General features: G+C 71.9%; 17 protein-coding genes. 4 read left to right on the forward strand and 13 right to left on the reverse strand.

What is annotated here, in order from left to right; translation table 11 throughout:
• Nucleotides 1-3 precede the first annotated feature (3 nt).
• Nucleotides 4-729 carry an ABC transporter ATP-binding protein gene (locus ABZZ74_RS19705; protein ID WP_356766518.1) on the reverse strand — a complete coding sequence of 242 codons (726 nt, stop codon included), beginning with the start codon at nucleotides 727-729 and terminating at the stop codon, nucleotides 4-6.
• Between the two features lie 15 nt (nucleotides 730-744).
• Nucleotides 745-1983 (reverse strand): ABC transporter substrate-binding protein, encoded by a 1239-nt coding sequence (locus ABZZ74_RS19710; protein ID WP_356766520.1) that lies wholly within the window; start codon nucleotides 1981-1983, stop codon nucleotides 745-747.
• 127 nt (nucleotides 1984-2110) lie between these two features.
• On the opposite strand from ABZZ74_RS19710, the gene ABZZ74_RS19715 reads away from it, so the two are divergent.
• The gene (locus ABZZ74_RS19715) at nucleotides 2111-4807 is read left to right on the forward strand and encodes a branched-chain amino acid ABC transporter permease/ATP-binding protein (RefSeq protein ID WP_356766522.1); all 2697 of its coding nucleotides are present in this window, start codon (nucleotides 2111-2113) and stop codon (nucleotides 4805-4807) included.
• 64 nt (nucleotides 4808-4871) lie between these two features.
• Here the strand turns inward: ABZZ74_RS19715 and ABZZ74_RS19720 are convergent, their stop codons facing one another.
• Genes ABZZ74_RS19720 through fabG form a run of 5 tightly spaced genes read right to left on the reverse strand, consistent with a single transcriptional unit; the run spans nucleotide 4872 to nucleotide 10338 of the window.
• Entirely contained in the window at nucleotides 4872-5666 is a 795-nt protein-coding gene (locus ABZZ74_RS19720; protein WP_356766524.1) for a glucose 1-dehydrogenase, read from the reverse strand.
• A gap of 16 nt (nucleotides 5667-5682) precedes the next feature.
• Entirely contained in the window at nucleotides 5683-6891 is a 1209-nt protein-coding gene (locus ABZZ74_RS19725; RefSeq protein ID WP_356766526.1) for an acetyl-CoA acetyltransferase, read from the reverse strand.
• The gene (locus ABZZ74_RS19730) at nucleotides 6888-8327 is read right to left on the reverse strand and encodes an OB-fold domain-containing protein (protein WP_356766528.1); all 1440 of its coding nucleotides are present in this window, start codon (nucleotides 8325-8327) and stop codon (nucleotides 6888-6890) included. The genes ABZZ74_RS19725 and ABZZ74_RS19730 overlap by 4 nt, the downstream gene beginning before the upstream one ends.
• Nucleotide 8328: 1 nt before the next feature.
• On the reverse strand, nucleotides 8329-9558 hold the full coding sequence (locus ABZZ74_RS19735; protein WP_356766530.1) for an acetyl-CoA C-acetyltransferase: 1230 nt from the start codon (nucleotides 9556-9558) through the stop codon (nucleotides 8329-8331).
• 33 nt (nucleotides 9559-9591) lie between these two features.
• A complete protein-coding gene (gene fabG, locus ABZZ74_RS19740; protein ID WP_356766531.1) occupies nucleotides 9592-10338 on the reverse strand; it encodes a 3-oxoacyl-ACP reductase FabG in 747 nt (248 codons plus the stop codon).
• 124 nt (nucleotides 10339-10462) lie between these two features.
• Between fabG and ABZZ74_RS19745 the strand changes: the two genes are divergently transcribed.
• The gene (locus ABZZ74_RS19745) at nucleotides 10463-11689 is read left to right on the forward strand and encodes an acyl-CoA dehydrogenase family protein (protein ID WP_356766533.1); all 1227 of its coding nucleotides are present in this window, start codon (nucleotides 10463-10465) and stop codon (nucleotides 11687-11689) included.
• Here the strand turns inward: ABZZ74_RS19745 and ABZZ74_RS19750 are convergent.
• Nucleotides 11676-12248, reverse strand: coding sequence for a DUF2889 domain-containing protein (locus tag ABZZ74_RS19750; protein ID WP_356766537.1), 573 nt, complete (start codon nucleotides 12246-12248; stop codon nucleotides 11676-11678). The genes ABZZ74_RS19745 and ABZZ74_RS19750 overlap by 14 nt on opposite strands.
• Entirely contained in the window at nucleotides 12245-13072 is an 828-nt protein-coding gene (locus tag ABZZ74_RS19755) for an enoyl-CoA hydratase-related protein (protein WP_356766539.1), read from the reverse strand. Before ABZZ74_RS19755 ends, ABZZ74_RS19750 begins: the two co-directional genes overlap by 4 nt.
• A gap of 169 nt (nucleotides 13073-13241) precedes the next feature.
• Here ABZZ74_RS19755 and ABZZ74_RS19760 point away from each other — a divergent pair, with 169 nt between their 5' ends.
• Nucleotides 13242-14045, forward strand: a complete 804-nt coding sequence (locus ABZZ74_RS19760) for an FCD domain-containing protein (RefSeq protein ID WP_356766541.1) — start codon at nucleotides 13242-13244, stop codon at nucleotides 14043-14045.
• 126 nt (nucleotides 14046-14171) lie between these two features.
• A complete protein-coding gene (locus ABZZ74_RS19765) occupies nucleotides 14172-15353 on the forward strand; it encodes an amidohydrolase family protein (RefSeq protein ID WP_356766543.1) in 1182 nt (393 codons plus the stop codon).
• A 49-nt stretch (nucleotides 15354-15402) separates the two neighbouring features.
• On the opposite strand, the gene ABZZ74_RS19770 is transcribed toward ABZZ74_RS19765, so the two are convergent.
• The 4 genes from ABZZ74_RS19770 to ABZZ74_RS19785 are packed head-to-tail and all read right to left on the reverse strand — an operon-like array spanning nucleotide 15403 to nucleotide 18859.
• Nucleotides 15403-16500 carry a serine hydrolase domain-containing protein gene (locus ABZZ74_RS19770; RefSeq protein WP_356766545.1) on the reverse strand — a complete coding sequence of 366 codons (1098 nt, stop codon included), beginning with the start codon at nucleotides 16498-16500 and terminating at the stop codon, nucleotides 15403-15405.
• Nucleotides 16493-17983, reverse strand: a complete 1491-nt coding sequence (locus ABZZ74_RS19775) for a class I adenylate-forming enzyme family protein (protein WP_356766547.1) — start codon at nucleotides 17981-17983, stop codon at nucleotides 16493-16495. The genes ABZZ74_RS19770 and ABZZ74_RS19775 overlap by 8 nt, the downstream gene beginning before the upstream one ends.
• A gap of 4 nt (nucleotides 17984-17987) precedes the next feature.
• The gene (locus ABZZ74_RS19780) at nucleotides 17988-18410 is read right to left on the reverse strand and encodes a MaoC/PaaZ C-terminal domain-containing protein (RefSeq protein ID WP_356766549.1); all 423 of its coding nucleotides are present in this window, start codon (nucleotides 18408-18410) and stop codon (nucleotides 17988-17990) included.
• Nucleotides 18407-18859, reverse strand: coding sequence for a MaoC family dehydratase N-terminal domain-containing protein (locus ABZZ74_RS19785; RefSeq protein ID WP_356766551.1), 453 nt, complete (start codon nucleotides 18857-18859; stop codon nucleotides 18407-18409). Before ABZZ74_RS19785 ends, ABZZ74_RS19780 begins: the two co-directional genes overlap by 4 nt.
• Nucleotides 18860-18862 lie beyond the last annotated feature (3 nt).

Raw genomic sequence — 18862 nt, forward strand, 5'->3', positions numbered from 1 at the left:
ACCTCAATCGGTTGCATAGGTTGTCTTTTCCGCAGTCGTCCCTGCGGTCAGGTACGACGACTCGATCGCGTCGAGGTCGCCGCGGAGTTCCGCCGGGGTGCCGGTCATGGCGACGCGGCCGCGGTGCAGGACGTACACGCGGTCGGCGATGTCCAGCACCCTGCGCACGTGCTGTTCCACCAGCAGCGCCCCGAGGCCCCGGTCGGCCGCCCGGCGTACGGCGCGCAGCAGACGGTCGACGACGAGGGGGGCGAGCCCGAGGGACAGTTCGTCCGCGATCAGCAGCCTGGGCGAGCGGCTCAGCGCGCGGGCCAGCGACAGCATCTGCTGCTCGCCGCCCGAGAGCATGCCCGCGCCGGTCTTCAGGCGTTTCTCCAGTTCGGGGAAGAGTTCCAGCGCCTGCTCGGGGGTGACCCGGCCGACCCGGAGGTTGTCCGCGGTGTCGAGGCCGGTGAAGACCGCCCGCTCCCCCACGTAGGCCAGGCCCTGGCGGGCGCGGCGGTGCAGGGGTGCGCGGGCGGTGTCGCCCAGCCAGCGCACCTCGCCGCCCATCGGGGCGAGTTCCCCGGACAGCGCCCGCAGCGTGGTGGTCTTGCCCGCGCCGTTGGGTCCGAGCAGGGCGACGACCTCGCCGGGGCGGACCTCCAGGTCGAGGTCGCGCAGGACGGGTTGGCTGCCGTATCCAGCGCTCAGGGCACGGGCTTCGATCAAGGGCTCGGTGTCGTGCACGGACGTTCCCCTCGGTCAGCCGGCCGGTGTGGCCGTCAGCACCTTCCGGACGTCGACGAAGGTCGACCCCGCCTTCGCCCACTCGATCTGTCCGTTGCGGATGGTCAGTTCGGTGGCGGTCGTGTTGTGGATGCGGTCGAGGCCCTTGATGGGCAGGGCTGTCGAGGCCTTCCAGTTCAGCGCGGGGGTCAGACCGCCGGTGTCGATCCCGGAGGTGGTGTTCAGCTCCTGCACCAGGGCCTTGGCCGAGATCGCGGGAAGCTGCTTGGCCGCCTCGGTGAAGACCTTGAACGCCACCCAGGTCGTCTCGTCGGCGCCGTTGGAGGTGTCGATGTCCTTGGCGCCCTTGGCGGCGGCCACGAAGTCCTTCCAGGCCGGGTCGGAGGCCGGCGGGTAGTAGCCGGTGATCGCGGCGCCCTCCAGCGGGCCGCCACTTCCCCCGGTGCTCGCGGCCAGCTGCGGGGTGAGGTTGCCGACGACGCTGCCGAGCTTCGTCTTCGCGCCGGACTGGACGTACGACTTCACGAACAGGCCCGAGGCGGTGCCCAGGATGACACTGACGCAGTCGCTGCCCTTGGTGGCGGCGGCGACCTGGGGGGCGAGGTCGGTGGCGGTGAGCGGCACCTTGATGTCCTTGACCGGTGTCCCTCCGACGGAGGTCGCTCCGAGGGTCAGGAACTGCGAGACGATCGCGGCGGCCGCCAGGTCGTACCGGACGCCGGCGATCTTCTTGCAGCCCTCCTGCACGAGTTGCCGGCCGTGCGCCGCGAACACCGCCGGGGTGCCCCCGTTGACCGGGAACGACAGCGGGTTGGAGAACTCCGCGGCTGAGACGCCGGTCCCGCCGAGGTAGGGGATGCCGGCCTTCTGCAGGATGGGCATGTAGCGGTCACCCGCGAGGCTGTACGACCCCACGACCGCGACCACCTTGTCGGCCACCGCCTGCTGGGCGCACTTCTCGGCCTCGTCGGGGTCGTTCTTCTCGTTGCAGGTGAGCACCTTCAGCGGACCCCCCTTGATCCCGCCGTTGGCGTTGATCCACTTCTCGTAGGCCTGGGCGGTGAGCCGCACCCCCGGCTGGGCGCTGCCCTGCGTGTCCTCCGGGTTCCACACCATCACCTTGACCGGCGCGCCCTTCAGGGAGGTCTGCGTCGAGCTGCCCGACGCCTTTCCCCCGCAGCCTGCTGCGAGCAGGGCTGCGGTCACCGCGAGACAGGTCGCTGCGGCACTTCTGCGTCGGTGTGAGTCGTTCATGGCCCCTCCGCGGGCTCGTCGTCGAGTTGGCGAACAGCATGGGGTGCGTTTTGAGGTTAGTGAAGTACTCTCGGCACAATTATTTAAATAAATGTGCTGTCTGGCTGACCTCCGGGAGGTTCCCCCGATGGACGACATCCTGCGTTTCGCCCTGCTCGGCCTGGGGCTCGGCGCTCTGTACGCGCTCACCGCGCACGGCATCGTGCTGGTCTACCGGGGCTCCGGTGTCCTGAACCTCGCGCATGGCGCGATCGGGATGGCCGGCGCCTACGTGCAGTGGGAGCTCGCCGCCAACCACGGCGTGCCGTACTGGCCGGCCGTCGCGTGCGGGGTGCTCACCTCCGCGCTGCTGGGCGTGCTCACTCATCTGCTGGTGCTGCGGCCGCTGCGCCGGGCGTCCATCCTGGCCCGGCTGGTGGGCACGCTCGCGGTCTTCATCGTGCTCACCGCCGTCGCCGTCAAACGCTACGGCGACAGCCTGCAACTGGTGCCCGGCAAACTGCCGACCCGCCTGCTGACGATCGCCGGGGCCACCATCTCCGAGGACCGCGTCTGGCTGCTCGGCATCGCGCTCGCCGTCACCGCGCTGCTCCATCTCCTCTACCGGCGCACCCTGTTCGGCCTGGGCACCACCGCCGTCGCCGAGAACGAGCACGCCGCCGCCTCGCTCGGCTGGTCCCCCGATGTGATCGCCACCGGCAACTGGGCCCTCGGCTCGGCGCTCGCGGGACTCACCGGCATCCTGATCGTGCCGGTCATCGGCCTGTCGGTCTCCGGGCTGACCACCCTGCTGCTGAGCGCGCTGGCCGCCGCGCTGGTCGGCAGGTTCTCCTCGTTCCCCGTCACGCTGGCCGGCGGTCTGGTCATCGGTCTCGTGCAGTCCGAGCTCACCCGGTTCGGCTCCGGAGTGACGGGACTCGCCTCGTCGGTGCCGTTCCTGTTCATCGCCCTGGTGCTGGTGGCCCGCGGCCGGGCGCTGCCCCTGCGCGGCACCTTCCTGGACCGGCTGCCGGCGCTGGGCAGCGGCAGGGTGCGCCCCCTGCCGCTGGCGTTCGCCGCAGTGGTCGGGCTGGTCCTGGTGAGCGTGTCCACACCGCTGTGGGCCGACGCGATCACCAGCACCCTGGTGCTCTCGCTGATCATCCTGTCGATCGTCGTGGTCACCGGGTACGCCGGTCAGGTCTCCCTCGCGGCCTACGCCCTCGCCGGCACCGGCGCCTTCATCGCCGGGCACGCGGCGGCGGACTGGGGCTGGCCCTTCGAACTGGCCCTGCTGGCCGGTGTGCTGGGCACAGTCCCCATCGGCCTCCTGTTCGCCCTCCCCGCGGTGCGCACCCGGGGCGTCAACCTGGCGATCATCACGCTCGGCCTCGGCACCACACTGGAGGCGATGGTCTTCCAGAACACCGGCCTGTCGACGACCACCGGCAGCGACGGCATCGCGGTGGGCAGCCAGACCCTCTTCGGGATCAGCATCTCCGGAGTCGACCACCCGCAGCGGTACGCCGCCGTGGTGCTCGTGCTGTTCGTCGCCGCCACGCTCGTGGTCGCCAACGTACGGCGCGGCAGGACCGGCCGCCGCCTCGTCGCCGTACGGGCGAACGAGCGGGCCGCCGCCGCGCTCGGCATCGACGTCCGCGCGGCCAAGCTCTACGCCTTCGGTCTGTCCGCGGCCATCGCCGCCCTCGCCGGTGTGCTCATCGGCTTCCGCTCCACCTCGGTGGTCTTCTCCGACTTCGCGAGCTTCGACTCCATCACCGCGCTCGGACTCGCCGTCATCGGCGGTGTGGGCTTCCTCGTGGGGCCGCTGTTCGGGGCGATGTTCGCCGTGGGCACGGTCGGCGCGCGCTTCGGGGACTGGGTGCTGCCCGGGCTGAGCGCGTGGATGCCGCTGATCGGCGGGGTCGTCCTGGTGCTCACGCTGGTGGGCAACCAGGACGGCATCGGCAAGGACACCGGCCGACCGGCGGCGCGCATCCGCGACCGCCTGCCTCGCAGGGACACGGCGCAGGCGGGCGAGGACGAGCCTGCGCCCGCGGCGGACGTCTCCCGCGCCGCGCCGCTGGCCCTCCACGTCCGGGACCTGACCGTGCGCTACGGCGGTGTCGTCGCCGTCGACGGACTCTCGCTGGACGTCGAGCCGGGCCGGATCGTCGGGCTCATCGGTCCCAACGGCGCCGGCAAGACCTCCGCCATCGACGCCGTCACCGGCTTCACCCGGGCCGGTTCCGGCAGCGTGCGCCTCGGCGAGCGGGACCTGACCCGGCTGCCGGTGCACCGGCGGGCGTCGGCCGGACTGAGCCGGTCCTTCCAGTCGCTGGAGCTGTTCGAGGACATGACGGTCCGGGACAACCTCTCCGCGGCCTGCGAGCGGCCCGGCCGATGGGCGTACCTCACGGACCTGATCCGACCCGGCAGCCGTCCCCTTCCGGGTCATGTGCTCGTCGCGGTACGGGAGTTCGGGCTCCAGGACAGCCTCGACCGGCCGGTGGCGGAACTGTCGTACGGGGAGCGGCGGCTGCTGGCCATCGCCCGCGCGGTGGCGGCCTCTCCGTCCGTGCTGCTCCTCGACGAGCCGGCCGCCGGGCTGTCCGACGACGAGACGCGCGAACTGGCCCACCTGGTACGGCGACTGGCCGAGGACTGGGGCATGGGGGTCCTGCTCGTCGAGCACGACGTCGACATGGTCATGAGCGTCTGCGACCACGTCGTCGTCCTCGACTTCGGGCGCCGGATCTGCGCCGGTACGCCGGAGGAGGTGCGCCGGGATCCGGCGGTGCGGGCGGCGTACCTGGGCGACCTGGAACCGGAGGCGCTGGCCTGAGCGCGGGCACGGCCGTGAGCCGGAGCCGCTTGTGAGCGCCTCCGGCTCTCGCCGGGCAGCCCTGTCAGGCGTCCCGCAGATCCGCCACGTAGGGCGCGTGGGACAGCAGTCCGCCGTCCACGCGCAGGGTGTGCCCCGTGATGAAGGCGGACTCGTCGGAGGCCAGGAAGACGACCGCCGCGGCGACGTCCTCCGGCCGGCCCAGGCGCGGGGTGAGGTGGTGGCGCAGCATCGCCTCCCGGATCGCGCCGTGCGCCGAACCGGCGCTCGCGGGCGTGACGATGAATCCGGGCGCGATCGCGTTGCAGCGCACTCCCTGCTTGCCGTACTGGGTGGCGACGTACTGCGTGAGGTTGATGAGCGCGGCCTTCGAGGCCCCGTAGGCGGGATTGCGCAGATCGCCCGAGAGGCCGGACCCGGACGAGGTGTTGATGACGGAGCCGCCGCCCCGGGCGATCATGTGCGGGACGGCGGCCTGGATGGCGACCATGGTGCCGCGCAGGTTGATGCGCATCGTGTCGTCCCACACCGCCGGGTCGGCCTCGACGACGGCGAGGTCCTGGCGGGCGGCCAGGTGGGTGGCCGCCGCGTTGTTGTGCAGCACGTCGAGGCCGCCGTACGTCTCGACGGTCGTGGCCACCATGGCCCGGACGCTGTCGATGTCACCGAGGTCGACCCGGACCGCCGTCGCGGATCCTCCGGCGGCGCGGATCTCCTCCGTCACCGCCTTGGCTCCGTCGAGATTCAGATCCGCGACCACCGTGTCCGCGCCCTCGTCCGCCACCCGACGTGCCGTGGCGGCGCCGATGCCCGACGCCGCCCCGGTCACGACGGCGATCTTGCCGTCGAGTCGTCCCATGCCCCGACCGCCTTTCCTACTCGGTGAGTTCACTGCCGACGATGGACACGAAGGAGACGCATTCGCCGGGCCCGCCGCCCAGGTTGTGGGTGAGGGCCAGCGAGCGCCCGCGGGCCACGGACGGCACCGTGCGCTCCGGCGGTGCCTCGCCCCGCAGTTGCAGCCACGCCTCGAACATCATCCGCAGGCCGGAGGCGCCGATGGGGTGGCCGAAGGCCTTGAGACCGCCGTCCGGGTTGACCGGCAGCGAGCCGTCGAGGTCGAACGCCCCGCTGCTGACGTCCTTCCATGCCTCTCCGCGTGCGGAGAAGCCGAGGTCCTCCATCAGCACCAGCTCCGTGGGGGTGAAGCAGTCGTGGACCTCGGCGAGCGCGAGTTCGGTGCGCGGGTCGCTCACGCCCGCCTGCCGGTAGGCCTCCCGGGCGGAGGCGACGACCTCGGGGAAGGTGGTGAAGTCGTATTCCGGGTCGAGGAGGCCGTCCGCGGGGCCGGCGACGAAGGACAGCGCCTTCACGAAGATGGGCTTGTCGGTGTACCGGTAGGCGTCCTCGGCGCGTACGACGATCGCCGCCGCCGAGCCGTCCGAGACTCCGGAGCAGTCGAACACGCCGAGCATGCCCGCCACGATCGGGGCCGAGCGGATGCGGTCCAGCGGCACCTCCTTGCGGAACTGCGCGCGGGGGTTGCGGGCGCCGTTGACGTGGTTCTTCCAGGCGATGCGGGTGATGACGTCCTTCAACTCCTCTTCCGCGAGGCCGTACTTGGCGGCGTAGGCGGGGGCGAGGAGGGAGAAGTTGGCAGGCGCGGTGATCTCGCCGCGGCTGTCGTCGCCCGCGCCCGGGATCGCGGTCCCGGACAGCCCGGACATGCCGGAGTCCTTGAGCTTCTCCACGCCGACCGCCATGGCCACGTCGTAGGCGCCGGAGGCGACGGCGTAGCAGGCGTTGCGCAGAGCCTCCGAGCCGGTGGCGCACATGTTCTCGACGCGGGTGACCGGCTTGTTCGGCAGGCGCAGGGCGCGGCTGAGGGTCAGGCCGGAGACGCCGGAGGCCTGGGTGCCGAACCAGAACGCGTCGATGTCGTCGAGGGTGACCCCGGCCGAGGTCACCGCCTCCCCCACCGCGTCGACCAGCAGGTCGTCGGCCGACCGGGTCCAGTGCTCGCCGAAGGGCGTGCAGCCCATGCCGACGATCGCGACCCGGTCCCGGATTCCGTGTGAGCTCATCCCTGTGTCTCCTCGGTCTCGCCGGTGCGCACCGGGCGGGCCTTCCAGAAGTAGTTGTGGATGCCGGACGCCGTGACCGTGCGCCGGAAGGTCATCTCCACCCGGGCGCCGATGACGGCGTCGGCCTCGGTGGCGTCGGTGAGCTGGCAGCGGAAGCGTCCGCCGCCGTCGTAGTCGACGACCACGACGAGCATCGGCGGGCTCGGCGTGTGGGCCAGCCGGTCGACGGTGAACGTGGCGACCGTGCCGTGCACGTGCTCCATCGGCTCGTCGGCCATGGCGTCCACGCTGTGGCAGCTGGTGCACACCCGGTCCGGCGGCAGATGCCGGGTGCCGCACTTCTCGCAACGGGCGGCGACGAAGCCGTACTTCCAGGCGGTGCGGCGGTGCGCGGGCGGGGCGTAGGGCGGCTCGGGGTCCGGGCGGCGGGGCGGTTCGCGGTCGAGCAGGCCGCGCCAGGAGAGGTAGGTGGCGTACGGCATCGGGGCGCTGCCCGCGGCGATCTGCGCGGCGACCGGGCGGCCGCTGCGGTGGGCCGGCAGCGCGTCGGTGGCGCGCAGCAGCAGCACTCCGGCGCCGTCGCCGAGCACGACGAGGGCGATGACCTCGCCGGGCGCCGCACGGTCGAGGACGTCGGCGAGGAGCAGGCCGGGCTGGGCGGTGCCGGCGTTGCCGATCGCGTCGGTGAGGTCCGGGACCACCGCCTCGGGACGGGTGCCGGCGCTCCGCCGTACCGTCGCGCAGGCTCGCGCGTGCAGGCCGGAGACGACGAGATGGTCGACGGCGCCCCGGTCCAGTCCCGCCTGGTCGAGGGCGGCGGTCAGGGCCTTGTCGGCGAGGGAGACGTAGATCTCCTCGGCGAAGCGTTCCTCCCACACCCGGGAGGCGGGGGCGCCCGGCAGGCGCCAGCGGTCGAGGAGTTCGTCGCTGACGGTGTCATGGGCCAGCAGCTCCGCGATGACCGGCGCTCCGTTGCGGTGGCCGCCGAAGACGAACGCCGCCGCGCCGTCGCCGCCCAGGACCTCCTCGCCTCCGCCGGGCAGGCCGGTGCGCAGGTCGGACAGGACGGCCAGGGTGGGGATCGGGGAGCGGGCGGCGGTGACCAGCGCGCCGAGGCCGGAGCGGACCGAGCCCGCCATGTCGGCGGCGAGGACGTGCTCGTCGAGGCGGAGCGCGGCGTGCACGGCGGTCGCGTTGGTCTTGTCGAGGTAGGCGGGCGCCGCGGTGGCGAGGAAGAGCTGGCCGATGCGGGCGCGCAGCCCGTCGCGGGCCAGGGCGGTGCGGGCCGCCTCGACGGCCATGGACGTGGTGTCCTCGTCGTAGCCCGCGACCGCGCGGGTGCCGCGTCCGGGCGCCGACCCGAGGGCGGCGGCGACATCGGCGCGGGCCAGGCGGTGGTACGGCACATGGGCGCCGTAAGCGATCAGTCCGGCCATGTCAGCGTCCTCCAGTGGCGTTGCCGGTGCGTTCGAAGATGGCTGCCAGGCCCTGGCCGCCGCCGAGGCAGATGGTCTCCAGGCCGTAGCGGGCCTGGCGGCGGTCGAGTTCGCGCAGCAGGGTGGCGAGGATGCGGCCGCCGGTGGCGCCGACGGGGTGGCCCAGCGAGATGCCGGAGCCGTTGACGTTCAGCCGCTCGAAGTCGGCCTCGGTGAGGGCCCATTCGCGGGTGCAGGCGAGGACCTGAGCGGCGAAGGCCTCGTTGAGTTCGATCAGGTCGATGTCGGCGAGCTTCAGACCGGCACGCTCCAGGGCCCGGGCCGTGGCGGGCACGGGTCCGATGCCCATCGTCTCGGGTGGTACGCCGACGACGGCCCAGGAGACCAGGCGGCCCAGCGGGCGCAGGCCGAGTTCGGCGGCGCGTTCGGGGTGGGTGACCACGCAGAGCGCGGCGCCGTCGTTCTGGCCGCTGGCGTTGCCGGCCGTGACGGTGGCCTCCGGGTCCTGGCGGCCGAGCACCGGTCGCAGCCCGGCGAGCTTCTCGAGCGAGGAGTCGGCGCGCGGGTGTTCGTCGGTGTCGACCACCGTCGCGCCCCGCCGGGTCCGCACGGCGACCGGCACGATCTCGTCGGCGAACCGGCCCTCCCGCTGGGCGGCGACGGCCTTCTGGTGCGAGCGCAGGGCCAGTTCGTCCTGTTCCTCGCGCGGGATGCCGTACTCGCGGCGCAGGTTCTCGGCGGTCTCCAGCATCCCCCCGGGGACGGGGTGGTTGACGCCGCCGGAGGTGACCCGGCCCCGGGCCAGCCGGTCGTGCAGGGTGGTGCCCGCGCCGCGCACTCCCCAGCGGACGTCGGTGGTGTAGAACTCGGCCCGGCTCATGGACTCGACGCCCCCGGCGAGCACGAGGTCGCTCGCGCCGGTCTGCACCTGCATCGCGGCGGTGATGACCGCCTGCAGTCCGGAGCCGCAGCGGCGGTCGATCTGGAGCCCGGGCACCTCCACGGGGAGTCCGGCGTCCAGTGCCGCCACGCGGCCGATGGCGGGGGCCTCGCCGTTGGGGTAGCACTGGCCCAGGAGCACGTCGTCGACGGCCGTGGGCGGGATTCCGGTGCGGTCCAGCAGGGCCCGGACGACGGTGGCGGCGAGTTCGGCCGCGGTGACGTCGCGGAAGGCTCCGCCGTAGCCGCCGACCGGGGTCCGGATCGGTTCGCAGATCACCGCGTCACGCATCGGTCATGCCTTTCGTCAGCGGGTTCGGCGGGCTCACATGTACCGGCCGCCGGTCACCTCGACCACGGCCCCGGTGATGTAGCTGGCCATGTCGGAGGCGAGGAAGAGGACGGTCTGGGCGACCTCGGCGGGTTCGCCCGCGCGGCCCAGGGGGATCTCGGCGAGCTTCGCGTCCCAGGCGGCCCGGGGCATCGCCTCGGTCATGGCGGTGCGGATCAGGCCGGGCTGTACGGCGTTGACGCGGACGCCCGCCTTCGCGAGCTCCTTGGCGGACGCCTTGGTCAGGCCGACCAGGCCGGCCTTGGCGGCGCTGTAGTTGGTCTGGCCGAAGTTGCCGACCTTGCCGGCGATGGAGGAGATGTTGACGATGCTGCCGCCCTGACCGTGCGCGCGCATGGCCTCGGCGGCGTGCCGGGTGCCGTTCCAGGCGCCGGTGAGGTGGACGTCGAGGACGGCGCGGAAGTCGGCGAGGGGCATCTTGCGCAGGGTCGCGTCCCGGGTGATGCCGGCGTTGTTGACCATGACGCCGAGCGGGCCGAAGGTGTCGGCGCAGTGCGCCACGAGGGCGGCGACCTCGTCCTCGTCGGTGACGTCGCAGCGCAGCGAGCTGGCGGCCACGCCCTGGTCGGCGAGGCGTTTCGCGGCGTCGGCCGCGGCGCCCTCGTCGATGTCGCCGAGGACGACACTCGCGCCCGCGCCGCCGAGGACTCCGGCGATCTCGAAGCCGATGCCCTGTGCGCCGCCGGTGATCACCGCGTTCCGGCCGTCCAGCAGTCCCATGTCAGCCCGCTTCCGACTCGAACCTCTTCACTCCACTTCCGTGTTAAATAGATAACCTATTATGCTGAAACAATCAATACAGCGATCAGCTGTGCGGGCAGCGCCGGACGAGGAGTGCACGCAGGTGGACATCAGCTATCCCCCGGAGACCGAGACCTTCCGCGCGGAGGTCAGGGCCTTCCTCGACGCGTCGCTGCCGGCCGACTGGAGCGGCATCGGCGCCCTGGACGAGGAGGCCGCCTGGGCCTTCGCCCGCACCTGGCGCCGGCAACTCGTCGAGCGCGGCTATCTGTCCCTGACCTGGCCCGAGGAGTACGGCGGCCGTGGCCTGTCCAAGCTGCACCAGGTCGTCCTGATGGAGGAACTCGCCCGGGCGGGGGTGCCGTTCGGGCTGCCGCAGGACACCTTCGGCGTGAAGATGCTGGCGAACACGCTGCTGCGCTGGGGCACCGAGGAGCAGAAGAGCCGTTTCCTGCCCCGCATCCTCAGCGGCGAGGACACCTGGTGCCAGGGGTACTCCGAGCCGGACGCGGGCTCCGATCTGGCCTCCCTCAAGACCCGGGCCGTACGGGACGGCGACGAGTGGGTGATCGACGGCCAGAAGGTGTGGACCTCCGGCGCCCACCACAGCGACTGGATCTTCGTCCTGGCGCGGACGAACCCCGAGGCCCCCAAGCACCGGGGCATCTCCTTCCTGCTGGTCCCGCTCGACCAACCCGGCGTCGAGGTACGGCCGTTCCGCATGATGAGCGGGCAGCTGCACTTCAATGAGGTCTTCTTCGACGGCGCCCGCACCCGCGCCGACCTCGTGGTCGGCGGCGTGGACAACGGCTGGACGGTCGCCCAGAGCCTGCTGGGCGTCGAGCGCGGGGAGGAGGCGGCGACCAACCCGATTCTGTTCCGGGCCGAGGTGGAACGCCTCGTGGAACTCGCGCGACAGTACGGCAAGGACCGGGACCCGGTGATCCGGCAGCGGATCGCCTGGTGCTGGTCCAAGGTCGAGATCATGCGCTGCCTGGGCTACCGGATCCTCACCGGCTGGCTCAAGGGCGCCGAGCCGGGTCCCGAGTCCTCGATCGCCAAGCTGTACTGGAGCGAGTACCACACCGAGGTCACCGACCTGGCGATGGACATCATGGGTCTGCACGGCCAGGTGCCGGTCGGCCGGCCGCCCCTGCGCACGTACCGCACGGACGACCCCGGCGCGGCGAACTCCTCCGCGTCCTGGTCGACGACGTATCTGATCGCCCGCTCCGGCACGATCTACGCGGGCACCTCCCAGGTGCAGCGCAACATCCTCGCGGAGAAGGTGCTGGGGCTGCCGCGCGAGCCCCGGCTCACGCGTCCCTAGACGCCTCGAAGACGCCGAGCTCCGGGACCGGGCGGGGACCGGGGCCCGGCGTCCAGCCCGCCTCGATCTTGCGCAGGCCCACACCGTCCGGCGCCCAGACGTGGCAGCTGTTCAGCACCCACGCGGTGGCGCGCGGGTCGTGGGAGGCCGGGCCGCCCGCGCGGTTGCGGGCCGAGATGGCGGCCTGGACGACGGCCGGCCCGAGCGCGCGGGTCAGTTCGTACAGGTGGGTGCAGCCGGACACGCCCCGGAACCGCTCCTGGATGGCCCGGTTGTAGCCGCCGGCCACGCTGAGCCCGACCAGACCCTCGAAGGCGGGCGCGATCCGCGGGCACTCGGCGTGCGGGAAGTCCTTCATGCCGGCCTCGGCCGCCACGACCACCATGTCCGCGAGCCGCACCCGCACCGCCAGCACCATACGGTGGACGGTGCCGCCCGGCAGCCGCTCCCAGGGGCGCTCGTCGCGCAGTTCCGCCTCGACCGAGATCTCGCCGGCACCCTCCTCGAAGGCGGTGACGGTGATCGTACGGCGGTGCAACGGCAGTTCGGTCCGGGTCATGACGAGGTCCCCTCCAGTTGCGACGCGTCCTCCCCCAGCGCCGGGAAGGCCGGTGGGCGGCGCTCGATGAAGCTGAGCACGCCCTCCCGGTAGTCCGGGGCGCGCTTGGCCACCGCCAGCAGCTCCGCCGCCCTCTGGCTGCTCTCGGCGAAGGTCCGCGCCTGGTCGTCGGCGAGCTGCCGCTTGATGAGGGACATCGCGTAGGGGCTCGCCGAGCGGGCCAGCCCGGTGGCGTAGGCGAGGGCCTCGGGGAGCAGGTCGTCGGGCTCGACCAGGCGGTTGACCAGGCCCATCGCCAGGGCCTCCGTTCCGGTGATCCGGCGCGAGGACAGCAGCAGGTCGGCGGCGTTGCCGTGCCCCACGAGCCGGGGCAGGATCCAGGACACCCCGTCCTCGGCCACCAGTCCGCGGGCGCTGAAGGCGGCGGCGAACTTGGCCTGCGGCACGGCGAACCGGACGTCGCACATCACCGCCTGGTTGAACCCGATGCCCGCGCAGGCACCGTTGACGGCCGCCACCACGGGCTTGGGGAAGGTCATGGGGCGGGTGCGCGGGGGCAGCTGCCCGGTGGGCCATGGCCGGGCGCCGGAGGAGGCCCCGTCCAGCACGCTCATGTCCATCCCGGGACAGAAGCTGCGTCCGGCGCCGGTCAGCACCACCGCCCGCACCCGCGGATCCGTCTCCGCCCGGTCGAACAGCTCGTTGTAGAGCAGCTCCATCTCCAGCGTCCAGGCGTTGTGCCGCTCCGGCCGGTTCAGAGTGAGGATCATGACCCCGTCGTCGGTGAGTTCGGTGAGGATCACCGGGGTCGCCTGCTCGGTCATCGAGGTCACTCCCACGGGCCGGGGACGTTTAATAGCTATATGAATCATCTATATCCCACGGAGCGGCACCGGCGCCAGACCAGGGCGGACGAGGACATGATCAACCATCCCTTGACCTGGTACCCTCGATGCACTAAGACGATTCATTTTGCTATATGAGGAGCCCACCGTGGCCGAGGCAGCCCGCGCAAGTGAAACGGCGGCCGTGCCCGCCCCCGCCCGCAGCCGCGTCGGACGCCAGGTGCGGGTGCCGAAGACCGCCGAACTGGTCGCCGCGCACCTGCGCCGCCAGATCGTCCGGGGCGAACTGAAGCCGGGGGACGCGCTGCCGCCCGAGTCGGGACTGATGGAACAGTTCGGCATCTCACGGCCGACCCTGCGCGAGGCCTTCCGCGTCCTGGAGTCGGAGTCCCTGATCACGGTGCGCCGCGGCGCCCACGGCGGCGCCCGGGTGAGCGCGCCCGACGCGGACGTCGCCGCCCGCTTCGCCGGCCTGATCCTCGAGTACCGCGGCGCCACGCTGGGCGACCTCTACCGCGCGGCGGCGCTCATCGAGCCGCCCTGCGCCCGCCAGCTCGCCGCGAAGCACACCGCGGCCGACATCGACCGACTGCGGGAGGCGGTGGCCGCCGAGAAGGCGGTCCTGGACGACCCGCTGGCCCTGGTCGAGGCACAGGACGCCTTCCACGCCCTGCTGGTCGAACTCACCGGCAATCAGACCCTGATCCTGCTGTGCGGCATGGTGCGCAACATCATCGACCGGGCCAACGCCTCCTACACCGCAGCCGCCACGGACGCCGAGACCCAGAAGGCGCAGGCCCTCAAGGGCCACCGGGCGCACGTGAGGCTCATCGGCCTGATCGAGTCCGGCAAGGCGGACGAGGCGGAGAAGCTCTGGCAGCGGCACATCTCCAGCGCGGACGACGTGGTCAACGCCGCCGGACCCAAGACCGTCCTGGAGCTCATCGACTGACGCGCACCCCGCGCGGGTGAGCCTCTCGTCACGTACCCCTTGCCTCCAAGAAACAGTTAGATAATTATAGAAGGAGCACTGAATAGGCTGCATTGAAACAGAACCAGGGGTCCGGAGGCGACGGCCATGGCCGAACACCGCAAGCGCATCTTCGACTGCGACCAGCACATGTACGAGGAGCGGGACTCCTTCACCCGCTACCTTCCCAAGGAGTTCCTCGGAGCGGCGGTCGCACCGGTGACCCTGCCGGACGGGCGGGAGGTGATCCTCGCCGGGGACCGCATCGTCGTCTGCCTGGAGCCCGAGTTCGGGCAGGTCTACCGTCCCGGCTCGCTGAAGGAGATGCTCAAGGCGATGGCCTCGGGCAATCCTGAGGAGACCTACCAGTTCGAGCCGATGCACGAGGCGTACCAGAACCGCGAGGCGCGGCTGCGGATCATGGACGAACAGGGCCTGGACCAGACGATCATGTATCCGGGCGGCTGGGCGCTGGTGGCCGAGGAGTACGTCAAGGGCGTCGAGCCGCTCTACGCCAACTACCACTCGTTCAACCGCTACATGAACGAGGTCTGGGGCTTCAACCACCAGGGCCGCATCTACGCCCCGGCCCTGCTCTCGCTGCGCGATCTGCCCAGCGCGGTCAAGGAGTTGGAGTACGTCCTGGAACAGGGCGCCCGCTTCATCCTGCTGCCCACCGGACCGGTCTACGGCCGCTCGCCGGGCGACCCGTACTTCGACCCGTTCTGGAAGCTGGTCAACGAGGCCAAGGCGAGCGTCTGCTACCACATCAGCGAGTTCTACTACAACTCGCAGGTCGCCCCCTCCTGGGGCTTCGACCCGAACCCGATCCACTTCCGGATGTCGGCCTGGCAGTGGCAGAACACCTACGGCCAGCGTCCCATCGAGGAGACGCTGTCCGCGCTGATCTTCGACAACCTCTTCGGGCGCTTCCCGGACATCAACATCCTGGTCTCCGAGTTCGGCTCCGAGTGGGTGCCGCACTTCGTGCGCCACATGGACAAGAGCCGGGGCATGGGCCGCAACGGCCCCTGGGTCGGCGGGCAGCTGGAGGAGCGCCCCAGCCAGGTCTTCCGCAAGCACGTCCGGGTGGTGCCCTACCCCGAGGACGACATCGTGGACGTCGTCCGGCGCCTAGGCTACCACGAGTCCATCGTCATGGGCTCCGACTTCCCGCACGCGGAGGGCCTCGCCGCCCCGGCCGACTTCCGCAAGCTGATCGCGGAACTCGACGAGTCCGCGCAGGACGACATCATGTTCAACAACGCCCAGCAGCTGATCAGCCGCTGAGCCTCGCAGGACCCCGCCTGGCGGCGGGCCGGCCGGTAGGGCAGAGCCCCTAACCGACCAGGCCCGCCGCCAGGTTCGCGATGTCGTCGAGCAGGGCGGTGCCGTGCGCGGAGTGGTCGTAGCCGGCGAGCGGGTAGCCGTTGCACAGACAGGCGAAGGACAGGCCCGACTCCGGGTCCATGAAGCCCAGTTGGTAGGCGGCTCCGGCGCTGCCGAAGAGCGCGGGCGAGCCGGCCGACGGCAGGTTGCTGCCGGCGTCGGGACCGGCCACGGTCACGAACAGCCCCATGCTCGTACGACGTCCTCCGCCGCCCCCGTAGATCCGCTCCCCGTGCGGGTGGTCGGTGAACCGGATGCGGATGCCCTCCGCGACCGCCTCCGGCTTCCACAGGCCGGAGTGGAACAGCGCCTGGAAGTACAGGGCCACGTCGGCGGCGGTGGCGACCAGGGCGTGACTGGGCTCTCCGGCCGCCAGGACCTTCGGGTCGGACAGGTACCACGGCCCCCAGGGGTCGGGCTCCTGCGTGTCGTCCGTGCGGTCGGTGGCGAGCATCGGGGCCACGGAGCCCGGCTGCCGGTCCACGGGCACGCCGAGCTCGATCGACGACAACCCCAGCGGCTCCACGATCCGTTCGCGCAGGTAGTCGGCGAAGGCCAGGCCCGTACGCCGTTCGACGATCTCGGCGATCAGCCAGGCGGAGGAGGTGAGATGGAACTGGAAGCGGGTCCCGGGCGGGTAGTCGAGCCGCCAGCGTCCGAAGGCGGCGAGCCGCTGCTCCCGGTCCAGCGCCTTGGAGAGTCCGAGGGGCGCGAAGGGGAACCCGGCCGTGTGCGTGAGCACCTGCTCGACGGTCACCGCTTCCTTCCCGTTGGGCGCGAACTCCGGGATGATCGCGGCCACTCGCTCACCGACGTCCAGGAGCCCGTCGCCGATCAGCTTCCACACCGCGCCGGCGACGATCGACCGTCCGACGGACTGCAGGACGTAGCGGGTGCCGGGGTGGGCGTCGCCGTAGGTCTCGAAGGCCACCAGCCGCCCGTCGTGGGCGACGGCGACCTGCGCGGACGGCAGGGGGCCGTGCTCGACCTCCCGCCGGATCCGGTCCAGGAGGGTGTCGAGGCGGTTCGGGTCGACGGGCTCAGCCATGGGGTTCTCCTTCGTACGGCTCCCGCAGGTCACGGCGTACGACCTTGCCGTTGGCGTTGCGCGGCAGGTCGTCCACGAACCACCAGCGCACCGGGACCTTGAACCCGGACAGCCGGGCCCGGGTATGGCTTCTGAGCGCCGCCGGTTCGGGCGGGGCGGCGGGGTCGGCCGGCACGACGAAGGCGACGACCGTCTGACCGAGCCGCTCGTCGGGCACGCCGGTCACCGCCGCGTCCGCCACACCGGGATGCGCGGTCAGGACCGTCTCGACCTCCAGCGGGTGGACGTTCTCACCACCCCGGATGATCATGTCGGTGCGGCGGCCGAGGAGGTAGAGGTAGCCGTCGTCGGCGATCCGGCCCAGGTCGCCGCTGTGCAGCCAGCCCTCGGCGTCGACGCGGAAGAAATGGCCGGCGCGGGCGTGGATCTCGCCGACACCGTCCGGTCCGGCGCCGTCGACCCTCATCTCGACGCCGGGGGCGGGACGGCCCACCGAACGCAGCAACTCGGCGCGTCCGGCCACCGCATCCCGGTGGTCCTCGGGAGTGAGCACGCTGATCGGCGAACCCTCCGTCTGTCCGAACATGTTGAGCATGCGGACGCCGGGCATCGCCTCGTACGTCCGCCGCAGGGTGCAGGGACGCACGGGCGCACCTCCGTACTGGAGGGTCCGCAGGCTCGGGTGGCGTGCCTCGCCCGCGGCCAGCAGGGTCTCCAGCATCGCCGGGACCATGCTGGTGTGAGTGGTGCCGAGGTCTCGCAGCAGGGTCCAGCCCTCGACGCTGAAACGGGACAGGCCGGTGATCAGCGCGCCGGCGGCGAGGGCGACGGCGATGTTGCCGAGGCCCGCGATGTGGTGGAAGGGGGCGCTGCCGCCGTAGAAGCTGTCGGGGGCGAGCCCGCACAGCCGCCCGTTGACCCGGGCCCGGGCGGCCAGCCGCCGCTGGGTCATGGGCACGGGTTTGGGCAGGCCGGTGGTGCCGGAGGTGTGGAGTACGGCGGCGAGTTGATCGGGTTCGGCCGCCAACGCCCGTGCCCTGCTGCTCAGTTCGGGCACCATGGCGACCCGTCGGCCGGACAGCTCGGCGACCTGTCCGGCGAGGTCGGCGAACTCGGGCTGCGCGAGCAGCACCCGGGCCGGCATCCCCTTGACCACGGCGGCGATCTCGTGCGCGGTCATACGGACACCGAGTGGCGCGAGCGGGTGCCCGGAACCGGCCCCGCCGATCACCAGCGCGAGGGCATCGGCGGAGGTGGCGACCAGCGCCGGGAGAGGAGCGCCGGGCTCCGGACCGAGCGAGTCCAGCCAGTCGGCCGCGCCCCCGGCCCGATCGAGAAGCTCGCGGCCACTCCACACCAGGTCACCGAACCGGACGGCGGGGCGATCGTGGTCGTAGGCACGGCTCACCATGGCGGTCCAGGTGGTCTCCTGCCCGGACTGCGGCACGGTGTCCGCCTGCCCGGACTGCTGCGCGGTGGTCACCGGATCAGGGGTCCAGGCGGGCCGTCGCGGTGCCGGTGACCACCTCGACGCCGTCCTGGTTGACCGTGCGCAGGGAGAAGTGGGCGACCGGGGCGTCCGGTGTGTCCTCGATCGACTCGACGGTGGCCGTGGCGGTCAGGGTGTCGCCGGGCCAGACCTGCACCTTGAAGCGCACGCCGTAGCGCAGCAGCGACTCGGGGCCGACCCAGTCGGTCAGGACCCGGCCGGTCATGCCCATCGTGAGCATGCCGTGGGCGAAGACACCGGGGTATCCGGCCGCCTCGACGGCGAACCGCTCGTCGGTGTGCAGGGGGTTGAAGTCCCCGGAGGCGCCCGCGTACTGCACGATCCGGGTCCGCTTCAGATCCTCGACGAGGACGCTCTCACGCGTCTCGCCGACCTTGATGTCACTGCTGCTCAGGCTCATCGGGCATCCTTCGGGGTGGCGGGGCCCTCGGGCACGACGGCCACGGTCACGGCGCTGACCACCGGTTGCCCGTCGGCGTCCCGGTACTCGGTGACACGCTCGCTGAACAGCAGCCGGCCGCTGCGGCCCTGCTTCTCCCAGCTGCGCCCCGGAACGGTGTGCGCGTACAGCGTCTCGCCGGCGCGCACCGGGCGGTGGTACTCGAAGTGCTGCTCGGCGTGGAGTCCGCCGCCGCCCTCGGCCATCACACCGGGTCCGCCGCCGGAGCCGAACCACTCCAGGTCCGGCTTGGGCCGCAGGTGGTAGTCGGGGTCGTAGTGCGCGCTCGCCATGGTGAAGGTGGGCGGGGCGAGGGCCGACTCGCCCTGGTACGCGGGGTGTTCGTCGCCGATGGCGCGGGCGAACATCATGATGTGCCCGGCCTCGACGGGGAACGGCTGCCCTGTCATCCT

This window comes from Streptomyces sp. NPDC006476 (assembly GCF_040612015.1).
GTDB lineage: Bacteria > Actinomycetota > Actinomycetes > Streptomycetales > Streptomycetaceae > Streptomyces > Streptomyces griseorubiginosus_B.